The 21,654-nt window shown below is 69.2% G+C and carries 24 protein-coding genes; 7 read left to right on the top strand and 17 right to left on the bottom strand.

Going from position 1 to position 21,654, the window contains the following annotated elements; translation table 11 throughout:
* Nucleotides 1-104 precede the first annotated feature (104 nt).
* Genes P0W64_RS01380 through P0W64_RS01365 form a run of 4 tightly spaced genes read left to right on the top strand, consistent with a single transcriptional unit; the run spans nucleotide 105 to nucleotide 3,505 of the window.
* Nucleotides 105-821: a GNAT family N-acetyltransferase gene (locus P0W64_RS01380; protein ID WP_275478244.1), complete on the top strand. Its 717-nt coding sequence runs from the start codon at nucleotides 105-107 to the stop codon at nucleotides 819-821.
* Nucleotides 818-1,693, top strand: a complete 876-nt coding sequence (locus P0W64_RS01375) for an amino acid ABC transporter permease (protein WP_275478243.1) — start codon at nucleotides 818-820, stop codon at nucleotides 1,691-1,693. Before P0W64_RS01380 ends, P0W64_RS01375 begins: the two co-directional genes overlap by 4 nt.
* The gene (locus tag P0W64_RS01370; RefSeq protein WP_275478242.1) at nucleotides 1,690-2,490 is read left to right on the top strand and encodes an amino acid ABC transporter ATP-binding protein; all 801 of its coding nucleotides are present in this window, start codon (nucleotides 1,690-1,692) and stop codon (nucleotides 2,488-2,490) included. The genes P0W64_RS01375 and P0W64_RS01370 overlap by 4 nt, the downstream gene beginning before the upstream one ends.
* Before the next feature lie 25 nt (nucleotides 2,491-2,515).
* Nucleotides 2,516-3,505, top strand: a complete 990-nt coding sequence (locus P0W64_RS01365) for an ABC transporter substrate-binding protein (protein ID WP_275478241.1) — start codon at nucleotides 2,516-2,518, stop codon at nucleotides 3,503-3,505.
* A 25-nt stretch (nucleotides 3,506-3,530) separates the two neighbouring features.
* Here P0W64_RS01365 and P0W64_RS01360 read toward each other — a convergent pair whose 3' ends face one another.
* Complete coding sequence (locus P0W64_RS01360) at nucleotides 3,531-4,265, bottom strand: GntR family transcriptional regulator (protein ID WP_275478240.1); 735 nt, start codon at nucleotides 4,263-4,265, stop codon at nucleotides 3,531-3,533.
* Nucleotides 4,266-4,364: 99 nt separating this feature from the next.
* On the opposite strand from P0W64_RS01360, the gene P0W64_RS01355 reads away from it, so the two are divergent.
* Nucleotides 4,365-5,783 carry a sugar porter family MFS transporter gene (locus P0W64_RS01355; RefSeq protein WP_275478239.1) on the top strand — a complete coding sequence of 473 codons (1,419 nt, stop codon included), beginning with the start codon at nucleotides 4,365-4,367 and terminating at the stop codon, nucleotides 5,781-5,783.
* Nucleotides 5,780-6,664, top strand: coding sequence for a BadF/BadG/BcrA/BcrD ATPase family protein (locus P0W64_RS01350; RefSeq protein WP_275478238.1), 885 nt, complete (start codon nucleotides 5,780-5,782; stop codon nucleotides 6,662-6,664). The genes P0W64_RS01355 and P0W64_RS01350 overlap by 4 nt, the downstream gene beginning before the upstream one ends.
* A 9-nt stretch (nucleotides 6,665-6,673) precedes the next feature.
* Here the strand turns inward: P0W64_RS01350 and trpC are convergent, their stop codons facing one another.
* From trpC to P0W64_RS01285, 13 genes are all read right to left on the bottom strand, one after another.
* A complete protein-coding gene (gene trpC, locus P0W64_RS01345) occupies nucleotides 6,674-7,492 on the bottom strand; it encodes an indole-3-glycerol phosphate synthase TrpC (protein ID WP_275478237.1) in 819 nt (272 codons plus the stop codon).
* Between the two features lie 43 nt (nucleotides 7,493-7,535).
* Complete coding sequence (locus P0W64_RS01340) at nucleotides 7,536-8,243, bottom strand: TIGR02234 family membrane protein (RefSeq protein WP_275478236.1); 708 nt, start codon at nucleotides 8,241-8,243, stop codon at nucleotides 7,536-7,538.
* Nucleotides 8,240-9,808, bottom strand: coding sequence for an anthranilate synthase component I (locus tag P0W64_RS01335; RefSeq protein WP_275478235.1), 1,569 nt, complete (start codon nucleotides 9,806-9,808; stop codon nucleotides 8,240-8,242). Before P0W64_RS01335 ends, P0W64_RS01340 begins: the two co-directional genes overlap by 4 nt.
* Nucleotides 9,809-9,852: 44 nt before the next feature.
* The gene (gene hisI, locus P0W64_RS01330; protein ID WP_275478234.1) at nucleotides 9,853-10,206 is read right to left on the bottom strand and encodes a phosphoribosyl-AMP cyclohydrolase; all 354 of its coding nucleotides are present in this window, start codon (nucleotides 10,204-10,206) and stop codon (nucleotides 9,853-9,855) included.
* Complete coding sequence (gene hisF / locus P0W64_RS01325) at nucleotides 10,203-10,976, bottom strand: imidazole glycerol phosphate synthase subunit HisF (protein WP_275478233.1); 774 nt, start codon at nucleotides 10,974-10,976, stop codon at nucleotides 10,203-10,205. The genes hisI and hisF overlap by 4 nt, the downstream gene beginning before the upstream one ends.
* A complete protein-coding gene (locus P0W64_RS01320) occupies nucleotides 10,973-11,815 on the bottom strand; it encodes an inositol monophosphatase (protein ID WP_275478232.1) in 843 nt (280 codons plus the stop codon). Before P0W64_RS01320 ends, hisF begins: the two co-directional genes overlap by 4 nt.
* Nucleotides 11,812-12,549, bottom strand: coding sequence for a bifunctional 1-(5-phosphoribosyl)-5-((5-phosphoribosylamino)methylideneamino)imidazole-4-carboxamide isomerase/phosphoribosylanthranilate isomerase PriA (gene priA / locus P0W64_RS01315; protein WP_275478231.1), 738 nt, complete (start codon nucleotides 12,547-12,549; stop codon nucleotides 11,812-11,814). The genes P0W64_RS01320 and priA overlap by 4 nt, the downstream gene beginning before the upstream one ends.
* A 22-nt stretch (nucleotides 12,550-12,571) precedes the next feature.
* On the bottom strand, nucleotides 12,572-12,808 hold the full coding sequence (locus P0W64_RS01310) for a hypothetical protein (protein WP_275478230.1): 237 nt from the start codon (nucleotides 12,806-12,808) through the stop codon (nucleotides 12,572-12,574).
* On the bottom strand, nucleotides 12,805-13,434 hold the full coding sequence (hisH, locus tag P0W64_RS01305) for an imidazole glycerol phosphate synthase subunit HisH (protein WP_275478229.1): 630 nt from the start codon (nucleotides 13,432-13,434) through the stop codon (nucleotides 12,805-12,807). Before hisH ends, P0W64_RS01310 begins: the two co-directional genes overlap by 4 nt.
* A gap of 83 nt (nucleotides 13,435-13,517) precedes the next feature.
* Entirely contained in the window at nucleotides 13,518-14,597 is a 1,080-nt protein-coding gene (locus P0W64_RS01300; RefSeq protein WP_275478228.1) for an FUSC family protein, read from the bottom strand.
* A 182-nt stretch (nucleotides 14,598-14,779) separates the two neighbouring features.
* Nucleotides 14,780-15,721, bottom strand: a complete 942-nt coding sequence (locus P0W64_RS01295; protein ID WP_275478227.1) for an NADP-dependent oxidoreductase — start codon at nucleotides 15,719-15,721, stop codon at nucleotides 14,780-14,782.
* Between the two features lie 72 nt (nucleotides 15,722-15,793).
* Nucleotides 15,794-16,405: a hypothetical protein gene (locus P0W64_RS01290; RefSeq protein WP_275478226.1), complete on the bottom strand. Its 612-nt coding sequence runs from the start codon at nucleotides 16,403-16,405 to the stop codon at nucleotides 15,794-15,796.
* On the bottom strand, nucleotides 16,402-17,160 hold the full coding sequence (locus tag P0W64_RS01285) for a MerR family transcriptional regulator (protein WP_275478225.1): 759 nt from the start codon (nucleotides 17,158-17,160) through the stop codon (nucleotides 16,402-16,404). The genes P0W64_RS01290 and P0W64_RS01285 overlap by 4 nt, the downstream gene beginning before the upstream one ends.
* Nucleotides 17,161-17,437: 277 nt before the next feature.
* Between P0W64_RS01285 and P0W64_RS01280 the strand changes: the two genes are divergently transcribed.
* Complete coding sequence (locus tag P0W64_RS01280) at nucleotides 17,438-18,439, top strand: ABC transporter substrate-binding protein (protein WP_275478224.1); 1,002 nt, start codon at nucleotides 17,438-17,440, stop codon at nucleotides 18,437-18,439.
* A gap of 107 nt (nucleotides 18,440-18,546) precedes the next feature.
* On the opposite strand, the gene hisB is transcribed toward P0W64_RS01280, so the two are convergent.
* From hisB to hisD, 3 genes are read right to left on the bottom strand one after another with little or no spacing between them, the layout of a single operon-like run.
* A complete protein-coding gene (gene hisB, locus P0W64_RS01275) occupies nucleotides 18,547-19,161 on the bottom strand; it encodes an imidazoleglycerol-phosphate dehydratase HisB (protein WP_275478223.1) in 615 nt (204 codons plus the stop codon).
* Entirely contained in the window at nucleotides 19,158-20,285 is a 1,128-nt protein-coding gene (locus P0W64_RS01270) for a histidinol-phosphate transaminase (RefSeq protein ID WP_275478222.1), read from the bottom strand. Before P0W64_RS01270 ends, hisB begins: the two co-directional genes overlap by 4 nt.
* Nucleotides 20,282-21,622, bottom strand: a complete 1,341-nt coding sequence (hisD, locus tag P0W64_RS01265) for a histidinol dehydrogenase (protein ID WP_275478221.1) — start codon at nucleotides 21,620-21,622, stop codon at nucleotides 20,282-20,284. Before hisD ends, P0W64_RS01270 begins: the two co-directional genes overlap by 4 nt.
* Between the last annotated feature and the right edge of the window lie 32 nt (nucleotides 21,623-21,654).

The following is a 21,654-nucleotide window of genomic DNA, read 5'->3' as shown; positions in this document are numbered from 1 at the left end:
GCCGCGACCGGAGCAGAGTGGTCCCTCGGCGCCGCCGCGCGCTCTCGAATCACCGTGGGCGCAAGCCTTGGACGAACGATCGGAAGCGGCAAGCCTTGTTCGCCATGACCACCGCATGCACCCGTGGCACCGACACCCACGTGCTCGACGACCCGGTGACCACCTCGCTGCACGGCGCCCACGCGAGGTTTCGCATCGGCGAAGGCTCCGTCGTCCGGTACGACCCGCAGGTCACGCGGTTCGTCGGCTTTCCCCGCCGCGCGACCGCCACCGACTGGGCGGCGCTCGCCCGGATCGCTCAGGCAGACGAGCGACTCTCACTGCGCGGCCTCGCAACGCCGGTGCCACCCCCGTGGACCGAGCTCGACCGCTTCGGCATCGTCCAGTTCGACGGTGCCCCACTCGAGGTGGCGCCCGATCCCGACGCGGTCCGGCTCGGCGGGTCGGACGTACCGGAGATCCTGGACCTCGTCGAGCGCACGCGGCCCGGCCCGTTCACACCGCGGACGATAGAGCTCGGCACCTACCTCGGGATCCGCCGCGGAGGGCGGCTCGTCGCGATGGCCGGGGAACGGCTGCACCCGCCCGGGTGGACCGAGATCAGCGCGGTCTGCACCCACCCCGATTTCCGCGGACAAGGCCTCGCCACGCGCCTGATCCGTGCCGTGGGACAGGGCATACGCGCCCGCGGCGAACTGCCGTTCCTGCATACTGCCGCGGACAACGCGCCTGCGATCGCGCTGTACGAGCGGCTCGGCTTCGTCCTGCGGTCGCGACTCGAGCTCACGTTCGTCGGTCCCCCGGCAGGCGGTGCCGCATGACCGCCGTCGCACACCGGCCCGCCGCTCCCGCGTCCGACGAGCCCGACCTCGCGGCCATCGGCGGCCTCCCGGTACGGCACAGGCCCCATATCGGGCGATGGGTGGCGGTCGCGGTCGCCGCCGTACTCCTCGCGCAGCTCGTCGTGAGCGCCACGACCAACCCGCGGTACGACTGGCCGACCTTCGTCGCGTACATCATCAGCCCGACGATCCTCGAGGCGCTGTGGCTGACCATCGAGCTGACGGTGATCGGCTCCGTCATCGGCTTCGCACTCGGAGTCGTCCTCGCCGCCGCCCGGCTGTCGAAGAACCGGATACTCGCGGGATTCAGCTTCGCCTTCACCTGGCTGTTCCGTTCCGTGCCGCTGATCGTGCAGATCCTGTTCTGGGGATACCTCGGAGCGCTCTACCCGGTGATCGGCATCGGCATACCGTTCGGCCCCACGTTCGCGGACTCCGCGACCAGGAATCTCTTGTCGCCCTTCTCTGCAGCCGTCGTAGGCATCGTCCTGCACCAGGCGGCCTACGGTTCGGAGATCGTTCGGGCCGGCATCTCGGGCGTCGACCCCGGCCAGCACGAGGCCGCCCGCGCCCTCGGTATCCCCAGGTGGCGGCACTTCTACCGGATCACCGCGCCGCAGGCTCTGCGGCTCATCACGCCTCCTGCCGTCAACGAGGTGATCGGCCTACTCAAGGGCACGTCCGCGGTGTTCATCCTGGCCCTGCCCGACCTCTTCTACCGGGTCCAGGTGATATACGGGCGCAACGGCAGGATCATCCCGCTGCTGCTCGTGGCCGTCGCCTGGTACGCCGTCCTCACCACCGTTCTGTCCGTTGTGCAGCACCTGTTGGAGAAGCGACTCGCACGATGACCGATACCCTGATCCGCCCCGGCACGGTCGACCGGGTACCGCGGCTAGAGGCCGCCGGCCTGACCAAGACGTACGGCCATCTGAAGGTGCTCGACGACGTGTCCCTCACCGTGGCGCCCGGCGAGGTCGTCGCCGTCATCGGCCCGTCGGGCTCCGGCAAGTCCACGCTGCTGCGCACCCTGAACCGCCTGGAAGAGCCCGACTCCGGTGCCGTACGAGTCGACGGCGAACTCATCGGTGTGCGCCGACGGGGCGACCATCTCATCGCACTCGGTGAAGCCAGGGTCAGGACCCAGCGAACCCGAATCGGATTCGTGTTCCAGCATTTCAACCTCTTCCCCCACCTCACCGCACACGACAACATCGTCGAAGCCCAAGTGTCCGCGCTACGCCGCAAACGGTCCGACGCCCGGCGCCGCGCCGCGGAGCTGCTGGACCGCGTCGGCCTCGCAGACCGGGCCGACCACTATCCGCGACAGCTGTCCGGAGGACAGCAACAGCGGGTCGCAATCGCCCGAGCTCTCGCACTCGACCCCAGCCTCCTGCTGTTCGACGAGCCGACGTCGGCGCTCGACCCCGAACTCGTCGGTGAGGTGCACCGCGTCATCGCCGAACTCGCAGGCGAGGACAACACGCTCGTCGTGGTCACACACGAGCTCGCGTTCGCGCGCCGCATCGCCGACCGCGTCATCTTCATGGACAACGGGCGCATCGCCGCGACCGGCACACCGGCGTCGATCCTCGACGCGCCGCCTACCGACCGTATCCGCGCCTTCCTGGCACACAATCGTGCCTGAATCCCGTTCCCCGAGAGGACCATCCGTGAGACCCGTACGACCCGCCCTGCTCGCAGTCCTGACCGTCGCCGCCCTCACCGCCACGGCGTGTGGCGCCAGCGGAACCGAGGCCACAACGGCCAGTGTCACCGACTCCTCCGGGAAGTCGCTGAACCTCACCTCCAAGCAGGATCGCATCATTCCCGCCAAGGTCGACTCGATCGCCGCCGAGGTGCCCGCCGCGATCCGCCAGCGCGGAGACATCGTCATCGCCCAGGGGTCCGGCGCGGGCAACCCGCCGTTCGGCTTTCCCGCCAGCGACAACGACAGCGTGTTCATCGGCGACGAGGTCGACATCTCCAACCTCATCGCCGGCGTCCTCGGGCTGAAGCTCGAGACCACCAACACCTCGTGGGAAGGCCTGTTCCTCGGAATCGACAGCGGCCGATACGACCTCGGCGTCTCGAACATCACCGTTACCGAGGCGCGCAAGGACAAGTACGACTTCGCCACCTATCGCAAGGACAACCTCGCGGTCGAGGTCGCCAAGGACTCGACGCTGACATTCACCGGCCCGCAGTCGTTCGACGGCAAGACCATCGCCGTCGGCTCCGGCACCAATCAGGAGAAGATCCTCCAGCAGTACGACGCCGACGTGAAAGCCAAGGGCGGCAAAGGGATCAACATCAAGTACTACCAAGACACCACCGGCGTGTACTCGGCGCTCGCCTCCGGTCAGATCGACGCCTACTTCAGCCCCTACCCCGTCTCCGCATTCCACGTCGCACAGACCGTCGGCACGCCGCAGGCCACGAAGATCGTCGGGAACGTCTCAGGCGCCGGAACCACGCTGCAAGGGCTCATAGCCGCAACCACCAAGAAGGGCAGCGGCCTAGTCAAGGCCGTGCAGGACGCGATCAACCACGTCATCGCCAACGGCGACTACGCCAAGGTGCTGGCCAAATGGAACCTCTCCGGCGAAGCGGTCACGAAATCCGAGATCAACCCACCGGGGCTCCCGCGCGACAACAAGTAGAGGCAGCAGCGGGCCCGCCCTCCTCCTACGAGCGCCGAGCCCGCGCGACGAACTTGAAGCGGTCGCCCCTGTACACACACCTCGTCCACTCGATCGCCACCCCGTCGGCGTCCCGCCCCTGACGGTGGATCATGAGCAGCGGATGCCCCGTCGTCACTCGCAGCAGCTCCGCCTCGGCGGGCGTCGCGAGCGCGGTCTCCACCACGTCCTCCACCTCGGCGACCTCGCGCCCGTAAGCCGTGCGCAGCAGCTCATAGAGCGAATCCCCGCCCTGTAGGCGCTCGGCGAACCCGCGCAGCGGCCCTCGCAGGTGCGCGATCTCGACAGCGAGCGGCTCGCCGTCGACGGTACGCAAGCGCATGACGCGGTACACGCGCGCTCCCCGCTCGAGCTCCAGATGCTGGCGCACGTCCGCATCGGCGAGCCGATGCTCCGAGGACAGCACCTCTGCGCCGACGGTCAGCCCGCTCACGCCGAAGTCCTCGGTCGACGACGTCAGCTGCCGGACACGCACCACCTTCGGTGGCGCGACATAGGTCCCGCTGCCGTGCTCGCGCCGCAGCACCCCCTCCGCCGACAGCTCGGCCAGGGCCTTGCGCAGCGTCGTCCGCGACACACCGAGCTGCTCCGCCAGCTGACGTTCCGCAGGTAGGGACGCGCCCTCGGCCAGTTCACCGATCCTCTGCTGGAGCTCCAGCTTCGCCCGGAAGTACCTGGGCAGTCCTGCACCCTCGGCCCCGGGAACGGTCATCGCCTGCATGTGTCGCACGATACCCCTTGACGTCCCAAGTGGTCTATGCCACTCTTTCTCTACCGCGAATGGTATATACCAATCATTGCGGGGCGACAAGGAGACCCAATGAGCACACAGGTTGCGAGCGGCACCGGCCGGCTCGGCATCCTCGTCGGGGTGGCGGCCGCCAGCCTCGGCATCATCTACGGCTACGACACGTCGAACATCGGCGCAGCCAAGGACTTCATCACGAAGCAGTACGACCTCGGCACAACGATGACACAGGCGATGGCCTCGGTGGTAGTGGTCGGAGAGATCCTCGGCGCCATCCTGGCCGGCTGGCTCGCCAACCGGTTCGGACGCAAGCGGTCGATGGTCACGGTCGGTGCGTGCTATGCGATCTTCGCCGTACTGAGCGCCGTCGCCCCCAACCCCGAGCTGCTGCTCGTCGCGCGCTTCTGCCTCGGCCTCACGGTCGGCGTATCGGTAGTGGTCGTTCCCGTGTTCGTCGCCGAATCCGCACCCAGCGCGAAGCGCGGAGGCATGCTGGTGACGTACCAGTTCGCCACCATCTTCGGCATCATCCTCGGCTACGTCCTGGGGTACCTGTTCGCGGACGCCGGCTTCGGCGACGGCGCGTGGCGCTGGATGCTCGGCGTCGCCGCGATTCCGGCCGTCATCGTCACCCTCGTCCTGCTGCGCCTCCCCGATACCGCGCGCTGGTACATGAGCCAGGGCCGCGAGGTCGAGGCCCGCACCACGCTGTCGCGCATAGAACCCGACGGCGACGTAGAGGGCGAGCTGAACGATATGCGCAGAGCGCTCGCGGATGAGGCCGGCGGCGGGCTCGGCGAGCTGTTCCGGAAGCCCTTCCTGCGCGCCACGTTCTTCGTGGTGGGGCTGGGCTTCTTCATCCAGATCACCGGTATCAACGCGATCATCTACTACAGCCCGGACATCTTCAAATCCATGGGCTTCGAGGGTGACTTCGGCTCGTACATGCTGCCCGCGTTCGTCCAGGTCTTCGGACTGGTCGCCGTGATCGTGTCGCTCTTCACGATCGACCGCTTCGGCCGCCGCCCGATCCTGTTGTCCGGCATCGCGATCATGATCCTCGCGTTCGTGGTGATGATCGTGGCGTACTCGATGGCCGGCGGCGACTTCGGCAGTAGCAAGAGCGCAGGCGTCCTCGGCTTCATCGGCCTGGTACTGGTGACGGTCGGCTTCTCGTCGGGCTTCGGATCGCTCGTGTGGGTCTATGCGGGAGAGGCGTTCCCGGCCCGGCTGCGCTCGCTCGGTTCCTCTGCGATGCTCACGTCCGATCTCGCCGCGAACTGGATCGTCGCCCAGTTCACCCTGTCCCTGCTGCGTGGGCTCGGGGGCGCCTGGACGTTCGGCCTGTTCGGCGTCCTGACGGTCGCGGCCTTCGCGTTCGTCTTCAAGTTCGCGCCGGAGACCAAGGGCCGCAAGCTCGAAGACATCCAACACTACTGGCAGAACGGCGGCAGCTGGCCGGTGGAGCCAGCGTCCGGGGCCGGCCGATGACGGTGATCGGCCTCGATATCGGGGGCTCGAAGACCCAGGCCGTCAAGGTCTCCGACGCGGGGGCCGTCCTGGGAGAGGCCCTGTCGGGAAGTGCGAACATCTCGTCGGTCGGCCCGGCAGAGGCGGGGCGCCAACTGGACCTGGTCCTCGACCTGGTCGGGGTCGACGGCGTGCGTGCCGTGTGCGCCGGTGCCGCAGGGGTGGAGACGCCCTCCGGCGCGGCCGTGCTCACCAAGCTCATCGCGGACCGGGTCCCGGGCGCGCGCATCCGAGTCGTACACGACACGGAGCTGATCCTCGCCGCGGCCGCGGTCAGGGACGGCGTCGCCGTCATCTCCGGTACCGGCGCAGTCGCGTGGGGCCGGTCCGGCGACCGACATGTACGCGCCGGCGGCTGGGGTTATCTGCTCGGCGACGAAGGCAGCGGCTACTGGGTGGCGCGCGAGGCGGTCAAGCGGACCCTCGGCCGGATCGACCGCGAGGAACCGGCCGATCGCCTGGGCCAGCAGCTCGCCGCGGACTGCGGGCTCCAGGACACCTCGGAGCTACTCGATCACTTCTACGCACAGACCGAACGGCGCTACTGGGCCGGACGCGCGCGGGTGGTGTTCGAGCTGGCGGGCTCCGGCGACCCCGCGAGCCGCGCGATCGTCGACGAGGCCGCCGCCTCGCTCGCGGCGATCGCCGTCTCGGTCGGCGAGCGACTCGGGTCCAAGGGGCCCGTGGTCCTTGCCGGGGGCCTCGCCGTGCACCAGCCCGCGCTGCAGGAGGGGATCCGGGAGCAGCTGGCGCCGCACGGCTTCGACGACGTGCGTGTGCTCACCGACGATCCCGTGCGTGGAGCCGTGCTCCTGGCACACGAATCGATCAGCCGGGACTAGCGGTTCGGCTCAGCGCGCCGGCCGTGGGCAGCTGGGGTGCGAGCCTGCGGTGACGAGATCCGAGACCGCGGCGCGCGGGTCGCCTGCGGTCACGAGCGCCTCGCCGACAAGCACCGCGTCGGCACCCACGCTGGCGTAGGTCAGCAGGTCGCGACTATCGCGTACCCCTGACTCCGCGATCTTGATGACATTCGACGGCAGGCCGGGGGCGATCCGGGCGAAGCAGTCGCGATCCACCTCGAGCGTCTTGAGGTTGCGGGCGTTGACACCGATCACGGTGGCACCGGCTGCCAGTGCGCGGTCCGCCTCCTCCTCGGTGTGCACCTCCACGAGCGCGGTCATGCCCAGTGACTCTGTGCGGTCGAGCAGCGAGACCAGCACCTGCTGCTCGAGCGCCGCGACGATCAACAGGATGACGTCCGCGCCGTGCGCGCGCGCCTCGTGTATCTGATACGGACCGACGACGAAGTCCTTGCGCAGCACCGGGATGCTCACCGCCGCACGTACCGCATCGAGGTCGGCGAGCGAGCCGTGGAAGCGGCGCTCCTCGGTGAGCACGCTGATGATCCGGGCGCCCCCCGCCTCGTATTCCGACGCCTGCTGCGCGGGATCCGCGATGTTCGCCAACGCACCCTTCGACGGGCTCGCGCGCTTCACCTCCGCGATGACAGCGATACCGGGCCGACGTAAAGCGGCAGTCGCGTCGACGGGAGCCTTCGCGGCCTTCGCGGCCACCTTCACGGCCTTGAGATCGAGCTCTGCCTCGCGCCGAGCGACATCCGCGCGTACACCCTCGATGATCGAGTCGAGCACTGTGGGGGGGTTCACGCCGGACGACCTTTCCTTACTGCGCGGGAGACTGCTGTCGAGGTTAGCCCCCGGTCTTCCGACGCCCTTCATTCGGGGTCGCATCGGTCGGGTCGGCGCCCGTGTCGAGCGCGTCCCAGAGGTCGCGCTCGGTGGTCTCACCCGCGCCGTCGGGCTTCGTCACGGCGCCCTCGGAAGCCTCTGCCGAAGGCGCGCCGTCCTCCCCGAAGACCTTCTTCTCCAGCGCCGCGCGCCGCGCGGCAGGCGACAGATACCGGTCCCCTGCCGCCGCCGCAGGGCCGCCCCGACCTGCACGCACGAGGACCACCGCCGCGGCCACCGCCAGAGCACACCCGACCAGGCTGACGACAGGGCCCCACAGCGACATATGGATGTCGACCGGGACGTCCTTGTGCGACAGCTCCAGGACCTCGGTCGCGTGGGCGACGTCCGGATCGGAGGTCAGCACCCCGAGCGCGGGCAGGGTCGATGCGACGCCCACGAGTGCCACGAGCACAGCGACTACGCGCCGCGCCCGGCCTTTCACCGCGAGCACCGCCGCAATCCCGGCCAGCAGCACCAATGCGAGCGGCGTGAGTGCTCCAGCCCAGCGTTGGCCGTCGATATCGAGTGTGCGCGGCGGGCCGAGGCCGTCGGCCACGGTCAGGGTCGACCACCGCATCCGGCTGGCGCCCCAGAGCGCGGCGGCGGCAAGCGCCAGGCCGGCCGACGCGATCACGAGGGGACGCCGCGACTGCGCGGCGGCCGTCACCGGTCCGCCTCGCCGCGCACCGGCACCATCGAGCCTGCCGCTGCGACGGCCTTGAGCACTGCCATCGACTTGTTGCGAGCCTCGTTGTACTCGTAGGGCCCGTTCGAGTCGGCGACGACGCCCCCGCCGGCCTGTACGTACGCCTTGCCGTCCTTCATGAGGGCGGTGCGGATGGCGATAGCGGTGTCGGCATCGCCTGCGAAGTCGAGGTAGCCGACGACTCCCCCGTACACGCCACGCCGGGTGATCTCAGCCTCGTCGATCAACTCCATGGCACGCACCTTCGGCGCGCCGGTGAGCGTGCCCGCGGGGAAGCACGCCGCGACCGCGTCGAGGGCCTGGCGGCCCTCGGCCAGCTCGCCGGACACCGTCGACACCAGGTGCATGACGTGGCTGTACCGCTCGATCCGGCGGTAGTCGGTGACACGCACCGTGCCCGGCCTACAGACCCGGCCCAGGTCGTTACGGCCGAGGTCGACCAGCATGAGGTGCTCGCTGTTCTCCTTCTCGTCGGCCTGCAGATCCTTGGCCAGGAGGATGTCCTCCTCGGTCGTCTGCCCGCGCCACCGCGTCCCCGCGATGGGGTGGGTGGTCGCGACGCCGTCGGCGACGGTGACGAGTGCCTCGGGGCTGGAGCCCACTATCGAGAAGGCGAGCGAGCCGTCCGGCGCGGGCACCTGCAGCAGATACATGTACGGACTCGGGTTGGAGGCGCGCAGAACGCGGTAGACGTCGATCGGATCCGCGTCCGTGGCCATCTCCAGCCGCTGCGACGGCACGACCTGGAACGCTTCGCCCGCCTCGATGTCGCGCACGAGTCCGTCGACGATCGCCGTGTACTCCTCGAGCGTGCGTTGCTCGGCGAATTCGGGGTCGGGGCGCGTGAACGTGGAGACGCTGGACGCCAGCGGCTGCGCCAGCGCGTCGGCCATGCGGTCCAGGCGCGCTACGGCGTCCGCATAGGCCACCTCCGCCCGCTCAGGGCGGTCGTCCCAGTTCACGGCGTTGGCAATAAGCGTGATGGTGCCCTCGTGGTGGTCGATCGCCGCCACGTCGGTCGCCAGCAGCATGACCATCTCGGGCAACTGCAGGTCGTCGATGGTGGTCTCGGGCAGGCGCTCGAGGCGGCGTACCGCGTCGTAGGCGATATAGCCGACCATGCCGCCGATCAGCGGGGGCATGCCGTCGATGCGTTCGCTCGACAGCAACCGTTGCACCTCGCCGAGTGCGTCGAACGGGTCGCCACCCGACGGTGCCCCCGCAGGCACATGCCCGATCCACGCTGCCTCACCGCCGCGCACCGTCAGCGCGGACGGTGCCGGAGCCCCCACGAACGACCACCGCGCCCAGGACTGCCCGGCCGCGGCGGACTCGAGCAGGAAGGTCGCGGGCCGGCCGGCAGCGATCTTCCGGTACGCGGACAGCGGCGTCTCGGCGTCCGCGAGGACCGTGCGGGTCACGGGCACGACGCGGTGATCCGCCGCGAGCTCGAGAAACCTCTCGAGGGTGGTTGTGGACCCGTCGGGCTGGCCAGCGGGCTGACTCGGTACGTGTGGGCTGCTCATCGCCCCCATTATCAGCCCGCCGCCCGAAGGTGCCGGGCCCGGGGCTACTCCTCGGACGCGAGCAGGAGGTCGGCGTCGAAGCAGGTGTGGGTGCCCGTGTGGCACGCGGGGCCGGTCTGACGCACGGTCAGCAGCACGGTGTCGCCGTCGCAGTCCAGGCGGACGGACTCGACGTGCTGGGTGTGTCCCGACGTCTCGCCCTTCACCCAGATCTGCTTCCGCGAGCGCGAGTAGTAGGTGCCCTTCCGGGTCGCCAGCGTGAGAGCAAGCGCCTCGTCGTTCATCCACGCCTGCATGAGCACATCGCCGGTGCCCACCTCCTGCACCACGGCCGCGACCAGCCCGGCGTCGTTGCGCTTGAGCCGGGCGGCGACGGCCGGGTCGAGCCGGGCCGTCATCGGATCACCAGCCCCGCACGCCGCATCTCGCCCTTCACATCACCGATCGTCATGTCCCCGAAGTGGAAGACGCTGGCTGCCAGGACCGCATCGGCACCGGCCTCGACCGCCGGGGCGAAATGCCCGGTCTCCCCGGCACCACCCGATGCAATCACTGGAACCGAGACCGACTGCCGCACAGCGGATATCATCTTCAGATCGAAGCCGTTCTTCGTGCCATCGGCGTCCATGGAATTGAGTAGGATCTCACCGACACCGAGTTCCTCACCGCGCCTGGCCCATTCGACGGCGTCGATCCCGGCGCTGCGCTTGCCGCCGTGGGTGGTGACCTCCCATCCGGACGGCTGGGGCGCGCTGCCGTCGGGCACCGTGCGTGCATCGACGGACAAGACGATGCACTGCGAGCCGAATCGATTGCTCAGCTCGCGCAACAACTCCGGGCGCGCGATCGCCGCTGTGTTGACCGACACCTTGTCCGCACCGGCACGCAGAAGTGTGTCCACATCCTGGAGCGAGCGGACGCCGCCGCCCACGGTGAGGGGGATGAAGACCTGCTCCGCCGTGCGCCGCACCACCTCGAGCATGGTGCCCCGGCCGGAGCTGGAGGCAGTGACATCCAGGAAGGTCAGCTCGTCGGCACCCTGCGCGTCGTACGCTGCGGCGAGCTCGACGGGATCACCGGCGTCACGCAGATTCTCGAAGTTGACGCCCTTAACGACGCGGCCGTCGTCGACGTCGAGACACGGGATCACCCGTACCGCAACCGTCATCGCTTCGTCCCCTCTCGGTAGTCGTCGCCGTCGCCCACGGAGCGGACGACCTCGAGCAGTTCCTCGTACACGCCGGGCGCCCCCAACAACGCCGAGTCGGAGCCGGCGTGCCAGGGCGCCCCGGCCAGGTCGGTCACGACGCCGCCCGCCCCTAGGGTCAACGCCACGCCCGCCGCGTTGTCCCACGGGTGGTATCCGAAACACACGGCGCCGCCGAGAGCACCGGATGCCGTGTAGGCCATGTCGACGCCCGTACTGCCGAACAGCCGGATCCTGGACACCGCACGCGACACCTCGCCGATGACCGCGAACCGGTAGTCGCCCGGGAACCGGCCGCGGCTGCCACGACTGAAACTGCCGCACGCGATCATGGTGTCGGCCAGCGATTTCCGGTGCAGTTGCGGTAGCGTCTCGCCGTTGTTGGTGATCGCTCCGCCTACGTGGCCTGCGAATCGGTCGCCGTTCAACGGGAACCACGCGAGGCCGGCGACCGGCAGGCCGTCGTGCAGCAGACCCAGCAGGATCCCACACGCCGGGTATCCGACGGAGTAGTTGAACGTGCCGTCGATGGGGTCGAGAACCCAGACCGTGCCTGCGCCCACATCGGGGCCGCCGAACTCCTCGCCGTGTACTTCGATCCCCGTCGCGTCGACGAGTGCCGACGTTATGCGCCGCTCCAGCTCGAGGTCGAGGTCCGTCGCGAAGTCCGCTGGGCCCTTGTCGACAGTCGCCGGCGCGCCGAGCCCCTCGACGAAGCGGGGCGTCACATCGTCGAGAATCGTTGCGGCGGCCGCTATCAGAGCATCCGGGTCGCCGGAGAATCCGGTGGGCAGGTTCACGTGCGCGACACCGCGTCCAGGGCTAGAGGAAGCGTGAAGCGGCCGGCGTACAGCGCCTTACCGATGATGGCGCCCTCGACGCCCTCGTCGACGAGCGTCGCGATCGCCTCGAGATCCTCGATCGAGGAGACGCCACCGGAGGCGATCACGGGGGCGTCGGTCGCGTTCGCGACGGACGACAGCAACTCCAGGTTCGGCCCGGCGAGTGTGCCGTCCTTCGACACATCGGTGACGACGAAGCGGGCGCAACCGTCACGGTTGAGACGCTCGAGCACCTCCCACAGGTCGCCGCCGTCCGAGACCCAGCCCCGGCCGCGTAGCCGCCATTCGCCATCGATCTGCTTGACGTCGAGCCCGACTGCGATGCGATCGCCGTACTCGCCTATCGCGCGGGCGCACCACTGCGGGTCCTCGATGGCGGCGGTACCCAGGTTGACACGGGCGCAGCCGGTCGCCAGGGCCGCGCGCAAGGACTCATCGTCACGGATGCCACCGGACAGCTCGACACGTGCGTCCAGCTCACCGACGACGCTCGCGAGTAGTTCACGGTTGGACCCCCGGCCGAATGCCGCGTCGAGGTCGACGAGGTGGACCCAGTCGGCTCCGTCGTGCTGCCACGCGAGCGCCGCGTCCCGGGGCGATCCGTAGGCGGTCTCGCTTCCCGCCTCGCCCTGCACCAACCGCACCGCCTGACCATCCGCGACATCGACCGCGGGAAGAAGCACCAAACTCACGGGTCCAGGGTAGTCGAGGCGCTCAGGGACGCCGCTTCTCGTCCTCGGCGTCGGATTCGATCGCGCGCGCGACCATGCGGCGCGACACGAAACCCATAGCCGCGACGCTGCCGACGAGCCCGAGTAGAACAATGGTCAGCGCGACGCCCTGGCTGGGCTTGATGATCCACACCAGCGCGGTGGCAGCGACCAGCACGAGCGCCGCAGCCCCGAGGGAGAACACCGCGAGCCGGCCCAGGGACAGGCCCCGCGCACTCACAGTGCCTCGACCCAGTTGCGCAGCAGGCGGGCCCCCGCGTCGCCCGACTTCTCGGGGTGGAACTGCGTGGCCGACAGCGGGCCGTTCTCGACAGCGGCGACGAAGTGGCCGCCGTGGTCGGCCCACGTCACTTTCGGGGCGGCGATGTGCTCGCCGACCTCGAGTTCCCACTTCTGGGCAGCGTACGAATGCACGAAGTAGAAGCGGGTGTCGGGTTCGAGGCCGGCGAACAGCACGGAATCCGCCGCGGCGTCCACGGTGTTCCAGCCCATGTGCGGCACGACGTCTGCCTGCAGGCGCTCGACGGTGCCGGGCCACTGTCCGCAACCCTGTGTCTCGACGCCGAACTCGATGCCCCGCTCGAACAGGATCTGCATGCCCACGCAGATACCGAGGACCGGGCGCCCGCCCGCGAGGCGTTCGCCGATGATGCGGTCACCCTTCACCGATTTCAGACCAGCCATGCACGCCTCGAATGCGCCGACCCCAGGGACGACCAGCCCGTCCGCGGCGAGGGCGACACGGGGATCGGACGTGAGCGCTACATCGGCGCCCGTCCGTTCAAGCGCCCGTTGCGCCGAGCGGAGGTTGCCCGAGCCGTAGTCGAGGAGGGCGACGGTGGTCATGGCCTCAGCCTACGTCGCGGCCGGTTGTGGTCCTGAACCCGGCCGAACCGGGTCGCGGCCCCGCTCCGCGGGCGAATCGGCGGTCACGAAGGCTGTTCGTTGCGGCGCAGGCGGCGTAACCACACCGTGGCCGACATGTACGAGACCGCGACCACGCATCCGATCGCGGTCTCGAGCAGACGCTCCGGGAGATAGTGCTGAGCGCCGGGAAGCGCAAGTGACTGAGCGGTGAAGACCAGGGTGGTGATGAACACGCACGCGACGGCGTACAGCCTGATCACCGTCAGCTCGATCATGAACTGGCTTACCACGATCACGGAGAGTGCCGCCCCCAACGGCAGGTGCGCCGACAACAACGCGCCGGCGAGCAGGACGCCGACGACGGTGCCCGTGATCCGCTGGGCCACTCGTCCGAAGCGATGCGGCATCCAGGTGGGCGGCAGGGTCGCGACCGTGACGATCATCGCCCAGTAGGGCCGGCCGCCGTTCGCTCCGACGGCGATCAACCCCGCGGTGACGACGGCGAGGACGTTGCGAAGCACCGTCGCCCAGACCTGCCAGTCCGCGACCGCGCCCGGCCTGAACTCCGGTTCCCGCTGCAACGTCTTGAACAGCACGTCGCGCAGCGGCCCGGCCGACGTGTTCGATCTCCTACGGAGTAGCCACCCCGCCATCGTCAGCGTCCAAGCGAGGGCCACGGAGCCGACTGCGACTGCGAGCCGGAGCCGCCCCTCCGTGGCCACCGGAATCGAGGCACAACCCGTGAGCGCGATCATCTGGAAGAACGGCTGCGCCGGAACCAACTGGAACGCGGCCGTGAGCAGGCATCCCGGCACCAGCATCAGCGCCGCAACCGCTACCAGCCAGACGTTGCCCACCTGATACCGCGAGAGGACCATGCCCACCGCGATCGCTGCCAGGATCCCCACACCGCCGGCGGTGACCGACCGGATGCGGACCCGGTAACGCTCGTTGGAGCCGTAGACCGCGGTGAAGGCTCCGAACATCACGTACATGGTCAGATCGGTGCGTCCCGCCCAGTAGAGGACAGCCGCACCGATGGCGACCGTCAGGGCCGATCTCGTCGCCACCTCGAGCTTCTCGAGGTGGATCGACAGAGCCGGGTATCGCCGGACGGCGAGTTCGCGCACACGTGCCGACACCGACCAGCACCCCCTTGTGACTCACGCCGATTGGACAGGACCGGACGGCCCGCCTCGCGACCCGACGCCTGAACCCAACCGGACCGGAGTCCGATGTATTCCTGCCGATGGCCGGACTCCATCACGCCGCACACACGCCCCGCCCCGGTGTCCGTGCCCGTCCGGTAGCCGGACGGTGGGACTCACGGGATCAGGATGAACTTCCCGACCGGGTGCGGCTGCTTGAGCTCGGTGTGTGCCCGAGCGGCCTCCGAAAGCCCGAAGGTCTTCGCGATCGGGTTCGTTAGCTCGCCCCGCGCCGCCAGGTCGAGCAGCTCGCCTCGCACCCGATCGCGCAGCGCCGCACTATCGGGATTCCCGCCGCCGAGCGCCGTGAACCCGTCCGTGCCCGCTCGTTCGAACGCGGCGATCGTCGCGATGCGCGCACGGTCCCCCACCAGCTGCAGTGAGACGTCCACGGCCTCGTCGGTGCCGACGGTGTCGATCGCCGCGGTCACGCCGCCGGGTGCCAGCTCACGCACCCGATCGGCGAGTCCGTCTCCGTATGCCACCGGGATCGCTCCGATGCTGCGCAGGAATTCGTGGTTCGTCTCCCGCGCAGTGCCGATCACCGTCGCCCCGCGCAGCCTCGCCAGCTGCACCGCGAGCAGCCCGACCCCTCCGGATGCACCGTGGATCAGCACGACGTCGTCCTTCGTCACGCCGACGGTCTCGACGGTGTCGTATGCGGTGGCCCCGGTGAGCAGGAGGCCGCCGGCCTGCTCCCACCCGAGCCCGGCCGGCTTGCGCAACACCGAACCGGCCGGCTCCAGCGCTCGCTCGGCGTAGGTCCCGCTCCCGCGATACACCACGACCTCGTCGCCTACTGCGAGCGGGCCGTCGGGCCCTACTGCGTCCGGGCCGGCGGCTACGACGATGCCCGCGCCCTCGCTACCCAGCCGGAGCGGCAGCGCAGACGGGTCGGCGCCGAACGCGCCGGCGGCCTGCTTGTACTCGACCGGATTGACGCCGATCGCCTTGAACTCGACCAGCACCTCGCCCGGACCCGGCGCTGGGAGCTCCTCGTCGACGACCTCCAGGACCTCGGGTCCTCCGAATGCTGTAGCAACCACTGACTTCGTCATGCCCAGCTCAACTACCGGGGCCTGAGCGGAAATTCCTGCACGACTCACGGCGATCGCATCCCGGCGGGGTTGCTAGCGCAGGTTGCTCGTTCGGTCCGAGGGGCCGCGCAACGCGCGGACGAACCTGCGCGGCTCGTCCGCGGTGATGTAGACCGCCACGGGCGGATCGGCCATGGAGCGGCCGCCGACCACCACCCGCGCACCGGGCCCCAGTCGGATCTCGACGTTGGCCTCACCAGCCGCGATCGTCGCAGTCGTGCCATCGGCTGACGGGCGCCAGCCACGGGCGCCGTCGTATTCGCGATAGCGACCCACATGGACGTCCAGGACGTCGGCGCGATCGATCAGCACGTCCGTCGAGAAGCCCGAGCGCAGGACGATCCGGTCGGGCTCTACGGTGTGCGGGCGCGTCACCCCGCAGGCCTGCAGTGCCAGCAGGAAGAAGACGCCGTAGACATGGAGGGCGAGCGCGACGAGCACCCAGACCGAGTCGCCCAACACCGCTGCCAGCACGATCTCGAACACCGCCCCCTCGAGCACGGTCAGCCCCACCGCGACCCACAGCACCCCGGCCACGCCCCGGTGATGAGTGATCGGTTCCCCCGGCGGCCGCCACCCACGTATCCAGCGCACCAGTGCGAGGACGGCGCGCGGCTCGCCCATGACGAACTGCACGACGCTCACCACGCACCTCCCCGGCCCGCGTCGACGATCAGGCGTATGCACCGCTTCTGCGCGACCGATATGCCGTCCATCGCGTCGAGCGATGAGACGAGGTCGTCGGGCGTCATCGGGGCAGGTTCGTTCGACTCCTCCACCAGCGCAGCCGATTCCGAAAGCCCACGCCCCATCCGCACTGCGAGATCCGCGACCGCGACGACCCCGGGGTCGTCCGGCGCACGGTCGCGCAGCGCCTCGAACCGCGACTCGAGCTCAGACACCCGCACGACGTTGCCAGGATCCGCGAGGGCCGCTTCGTACAGGTCGACACTGCCGGGCGCGAGCGCCGTGAACGTCTCCATCATCGCGAGCTCGACGCGAGCGGTGGCTCCGTCGTCGTAGAGCTCCCGCAATCGCTCGGCTATCGCGGCCGTTCGCGGCGACAGCAGCCCGCTGTCGGCCAACCCGACGACCTCCGCGATCCGGCTGCGCCGCTCGGCGATTCGCGCCTGCTGATCGGCGAGCTCGGCGTCGAGCTCGGCCAGGATCTCGGCGGCGTCGCGCCCCGCGTCGTCCGCAAGCGCCGCGCCCACCTCGTCGAGAGACATGCCCAGATCTGCCAGGCGGCGGATCCGCAGCAGCCGGACCACATCGTCGAGCGAATACGCGCGATACCCGTTGGACTCGCGCGCCGGCTCCTCCAGCAGACCGATCCGGTGATAGTGCCTGATCGCCCGCGTGCTGATGCCGACGATCCGCGCCAACTGTCCGATCCTCATCGTGCCCTCCCGTCGTCCGGTCGAGCCGATTCCACACCTTGACGCTGCGACAAGGTCAAGTGGCACCTACAGCTCCCTCACGGCAGGACGCCGCGGGCCCGTCCGCACACCCATGTCCATTAGAACCGTTTACTCACCATCGACCCTATTGCCCGATATATAGTAGGTAAGCCTATACTTCCTTCCAACAAACGAAGCCGGCCGCTCGACGATGGATCGAGCGACGCGCCGAACTCGGGCAGTCCCCGACCGGCCGGTGGTTACTGAAAGGCCGTTCATGAACGTATCGTCGAGGTCCCGCCGAGCGCTGACCGGGATGGCGCTCTCGATCGCCCTGCTCCTCGCCGGTTGTGGTGACACCTCGCCGAACGGGGCAGCGACTCCCATCGCGCCATCGGACCACGACACGCGAATATTCGCCGCCGACAACGGCGACGTCGATATTCCAGTGGCTCCGCGGCGGATCGTGACCATAGGTAACACGACACCACTCGCGGCCGAGCTGGGTATCACGCCGATCGGCTACACGATGAGCAAGGGCGTGGACACCCGGTGGTATACAACGAACGAGCTCGAACGCTTGAAATCCGCTACAGAAGTCGGGTCCGGCTCGGGAATCGACTACGAGAAGGTGGCCGGCCTCGAGCCGGATCTGATCGTGGTGCTGGCTCCGACCGCGTCGCTGAAGACCGATTTCGGCGACGAGCGCCTCGACCGGATCGCCCCGACGGTGAAAATCGCCTTCAAGACCGACTGGAAGGAGACCAGCCGCCGAGTGGCCGACGCGCTGGGAGCGAAGGGGGCGTTCGACGCACAGAAGGCCGCGTACGAAAAGAAGGCGGCATCCGTCCGCTCCACCCACGCCGGCCCCATCGGACGTGCCACCTTCGTATCGATCAGCCGCTGGACATCCAGCGAGCCCGGGACCTTCAGCATCGAGAAGGCATCATTCGGCTGCAACAACTTCGCCACCGACGCGGGGCTTCGGCTACCGCCGCCCCGCGGCGTCGAGATGACGGCGGGAACTCTCACCGTCGGCATGGAGCGGCTGACCGACCTCCAGCAGTACGGTGCGATCCTCTACCCGCTGGACCCGGACGGACGGCCCAAGGCCGAGATGTCTCCACTGTTCGAGTCCAATAGCTGGCGGTCGCTGCCGCTCGTCACTTCAAGGAACACGATCGGAACCAAGTGTCGCGGCACGAACAGCTACGCCAGCGGGGTGGTGTACCTCGAGTCGCTGGACGCGGGTCTCGCGGCGCTCCCACATAGTCGCTGACGACGCCGGGAATCATTGGGGACGGCGGTCGCCCGGTCATCCACGTATGTCGACGGAACCGACCCGAGTGCCGTAAGACACCGCACCTCGGCGTGGTCGAGTGGCCGCTACAGCGTGCCCTTCGTCGACGGCACGCCCGTGACGCGCGGATCGGGTTCGACGGCCGCGCGGATCGCGCGGGCCGCGGCCTTGAACTCGGCCTCCGTGATGTGGTGCTGGTCGCGGCCCGACAGCACACGCACGTGCAGTGCGATGCGCGCATTCATCGCGAGCGACTCGAAGACGTGGCGGTTGATGACCGTCGAATACGGGACACCCGGATAGCCGCCGATCACGGCGTGCAGCATGTGCTCGGGCTCGCCGGAGTGCACGCAGTACGGCCGCCCGGACACGTCGACGGCGGCGTGTACGAGCGCCTCGTCCATCGGTATGTACGAGTCGCCGAAACGGCGGATCCCCTTCTTGTCCCCGAGCGCCTGCGCGAGAGCCTGACCGAGCACGATGGCCGTGTCCTCAACGGTGTGGTGCGCCTCGATCTGGACATCGCCCTGGGCGTGCACCTTCAGGTCGAAGCTGCCGTGCGCTCCGAAGGCGGTCAGCATGTGGTCGAAGAACGGCACACCCGTGTCGATATCGGTCGTGCCGGTGCCGTCCAGGTTCAGTTCGACGACGATGGAGGACTCCCGCGTCGTCCGCTCGATCCGCGCTACGCGATCGCTCACTTCTTCTCCCCTGTCAGTCCCGCCGCCAGCTTCTCACTGATCGCCAGGAACCTGTCGTTCTCCTCGTCCAACCCGATCGTCACCCGGAGATGCCCGGGGATGTGCATGTCGCGCACCAGGACTCCGCCGTCGAGATACGTCTCCCACGCCTTCGCCTCGTGGGCGAATCCGCCGTAGAGGATGAAGTTCGCGTGCGAGTCGATCACGGCGTACCCGAGCTCGCGCAGCCGCGCGGCCACCCTGTCACGCTCGGCCGACAGGTGCGCGACAGAAGCCAGGGTCTCGGCGCGGTGGTCGATCGCCGCAATGGCCGCGGCCTGTGTGAACACGGACAGATGGTACGGCAGCCGCACCAGTTGCAGGGCATCGACGATCGCCGGCGCGGCCACGAGGTAACCCACCCGGCCGCCGGCGAACGCGAACGCCTTGCTCATAGTGCGGCTCACGATGAGCTTGCCGGGGAACTCGTCGATCAGCCGGACGGCCGACGGGCCCGACGAGAACTCGCCGTACGCCTCGTCGACGATGACGATGCCGGGTGCCGCCTCGATCAGCCGCTCGAGTTCGTCGGCGGGTATCAGGTGGCCCGTCGGGTTGTTGGGATTCGTGAGGAAGACGACGTCGGGCCGCAGCTCCTCGAGAGCGGCGAGCGCCGACTCGGTATCCAGCGCGAAGTCGGCGGTGCGCTTGCCTGCGATCCAGTGCGTGTCGGTGCCCGCACTGATGATCGGGTGCATCGAGTACGACGGCACGAAGCCCATCGCGGTGCGCCCCGGCCCGCCGAACACCTGCAGCACCTGCTGCAGGATCTCATTGGAACCGTTTGCCGCCCAGAGATTCTGGGGTCCGACGGCGACGCCGGTCCGCTCGGTCACATACTCCGCGAGACGGCTGCGCAGCACGCCGAGATCGCGATCCGGATACCGGTTCATCGACTCGGCCGCCTCCGCGACGGCCTTCGCGATGTCCGCGACGAGCGCAGGACTCGGCGGGTGCGGATTCTCATTGGTGTTCATCGCCGCGGCCACCGGCAGCTGCGGTGCGCCGTAGGGTTCCTTGCCGCGCAACGTCTCCCGGATCGGCAGCTCGGCCAGCGACAAGTCCTCGCCCGGGATCGCGGTCACTTGCGCAGCCCTTCGAAGCGCAGCCGCACGGCCTCACCGTGGGCCGGGAGATCCTCGGCGTTCGCCAGGGCGATCACGGTGCCCGATACGTCCTTGAGTGCGGCCTCGTCGTACTCGACGACGTGGACTCCGCGCAGGAACGTCTGCACGGACAAACCCGAGCTGTGCCGGGCGCATCCCGCCGTCGGGAGCACGTGGTTGCTGCCCGCGGCGTAGTCGCCCAGGCTGACGGGGGCCCATGGGCCGACGAAGATCGCACCTGCGGCGCGCACGCGCATAGCGACGTCGCGGGCATCGGCGGTCTGCACCTCGAGGTGCTCGGCTGCGTAGGCGTTCACGACCGTCAGCCCGGCGTCGACGTCATCGACGAGGACGACGCCCGACTGCCTGCCCTGCAACGCCGTCGTCACACGCTCCCGGTGGCGGGTCAGCTCCAGCTGCGCAGTGAGCGCCGCGTCGACGCGCTCGGCCAGCTCCGGCGAGTCGGTGACCAGCACCGATGCGGCCATGACATCGTGCTCGGCCTGGCTGATCAGGTCGGCGGCGATGTGCACCGGATCTGCGGTGTGATCGGCCAGGATCGCGATCTCGGTCGGGCCCGCCTCGGCATCGATGCCTACCAGGCCCCGGCACAGCCGCTTAGCCGCTGTGACGAAGATGTTGCCGGGCCCCGTGATCAGGTCGACGGGCGCCAACTCGGTCCCGTCGGTGTCGGTGCCGCCGTGCGCAGCCAGCGCGATCCCCTGCGCGCCGCCGACGCCCCACACCTCGTCGACGCCGAGCATCGCGCACGCCGCGAGGATCGTCGGGTGCGGCAGGCCGTCGAAGTCCTTCTGCGCGGGCGAGAGCACCACCAGCGAACCGACGCCCGCCACCTGCGCCGGCACGACGTTCATCACCACTGACGACGGGTAGACCGCATTGCCGCCCGGCACGTACAGGCCGACGCGGTCGACGGGGATCCAGCGCTCAGTGACCGTGCCGCCGGCGACGACCTCCGTGACGGAGTCTATGCGTCGCTGGTCGGCGTGCACCTTCCGAACGCGCGCGACGGCCTCCTCGAGGGCCTCGCGCACCGTCGGGTCCAGTTCCGCGAGTGCGCGGTCGAGCCGCGCCGCGGGGACCCGCACCGCGGCGGGTCGGACGCCGTCGAACCGTTCGCCGTACTCCAGGGCGGCGTCGGCTCCGCGCTCGGCCACCGCGTCGACGATCGGCTGTACACGCGGCACCACCGAGTCGACGTCCACCCCGCCGCGGGGCAGAGCGGCGCGCAACTCGGCGAGCGACGGTCGGCGGCCTCGGAGATCGAGGCGGTGGAGCTGGAGCTGATCGGACATGGCCTTCATTCTAGGTGGCGGCGCACGCCCGT

Source organism: Tsukamurella sp. 8F (genome assembly GCF_029167375.1).
Classification (GTDB): domain Bacteria; phylum Actinomycetota; class Actinomycetes; order Mycobacteriales; family Mycobacteriaceae; genus Tsukamurella.
Note: the sequence above shows the minus strand (reverse complement) of the source record. Positions and strands in the feature narration are given on the sequence as shown.

What these genes read in the sequence shown, in the direction of transcription:
- P0W64_RS01370 (WP_275478242.1), top strand. Translation starts at nt 1,690, where the DNA reads ATGACCGATACCCTGATCCGCCCCGGCACGGTCGACCGGGTACCGCGG.
- hisF (WP_275478233.1), bottom strand. Translation starts at nt 10,976, where the DNA reads ATGACGGTTGCGGTACGGGTGATCCCGTGTCTCGACGTCGACGACGGC.
- hisD (WP_275478221.1), bottom strand. Translation starts at nt 21,622, where the DNA reads ATGTCCGATCAGCTCCAGCTCCACCGCCTCGATCTCCGAGGCCGCCGA.
- P0W64_RS01280 (WP_275478224.1), top strand. Translation starts at nt 17,438, where the DNA reads ATGAACGTATCGTCGAGGTCCCGCCGAGCGCTGACCGGGATGGCGCTC.
- P0W64_RS01375 (WP_275478243.1), top strand. Translation starts at nt 818, where the DNA reads ATGACCGCCGTCGCACACCGGCCCGCCGCTCCCGCGTCCGACGAGCCC.
- P0W64_RS01380 (WP_275478244.1), top strand. Translation starts at nt 105, where the DNA reads ATGACCACCGCATGCACCCGTGGCACCGACACCCACGTGCTCGACGAC.
- hisH (WP_275478229.1), bottom strand. Translation starts at nt 13,434, where the DNA reads ATGACCACCGTCGCCCTCCTCGACTACGGCTCGGGCAACCTCCGCTCG.
- P0W64_RS01335 (WP_275478235.1), bottom strand. Translation starts at nt 9,808, where the DNA reads ATGAGCAGCCCACACGTACCGAGTCAGCCCGCTGGCCAGCCCGACGGG.
- P0W64_RS01350 (WP_275478238.1), top strand. Translation starts at nt 5,780, where the DNA reads ATGACGGTGATCGGCCTCGATATCGGGGGCTCGAAGACCCAGGCCGTC.
- P0W64_RS01360 (WP_275478240.1), bottom strand. Translation starts at nt 4,265, where the DNA reads ATGCAGGCGATGACCGTTCCCGGGGCCGAGGGTGCAGGACTGCCCAGG.
- P0W64_RS01355 (WP_275478239.1), top strand. Translation starts at nt 4,365, where the DNA reads ATGAGCACACAGGTTGCGAGCGGCACCGGCCGGCTCGGCATCCTCGTC.
- hisI (WP_275478234.1), bottom strand. Translation starts at nt 10,206, where the DNA reads ATGACGGCCCGGCTCGACCCGGCCGTCGCCGCCCGGCTCAAGCGCAAC.
- P0W64_RS01295 (WP_275478227.1), bottom strand. Translation starts at nt 15,721, where the DNA reads ATGACGAAGTCAGTGGTTGCTACAGCATTCGGAGGACCCGAGGTCCTG.
- P0W64_RS01285 (WP_275478225.1), bottom strand. Translation starts at nt 17,160, where the DNA reads ATGAGGATCGGACAGTTGGCGCGGATCGTCGGCATCAGCACGCGGGCG.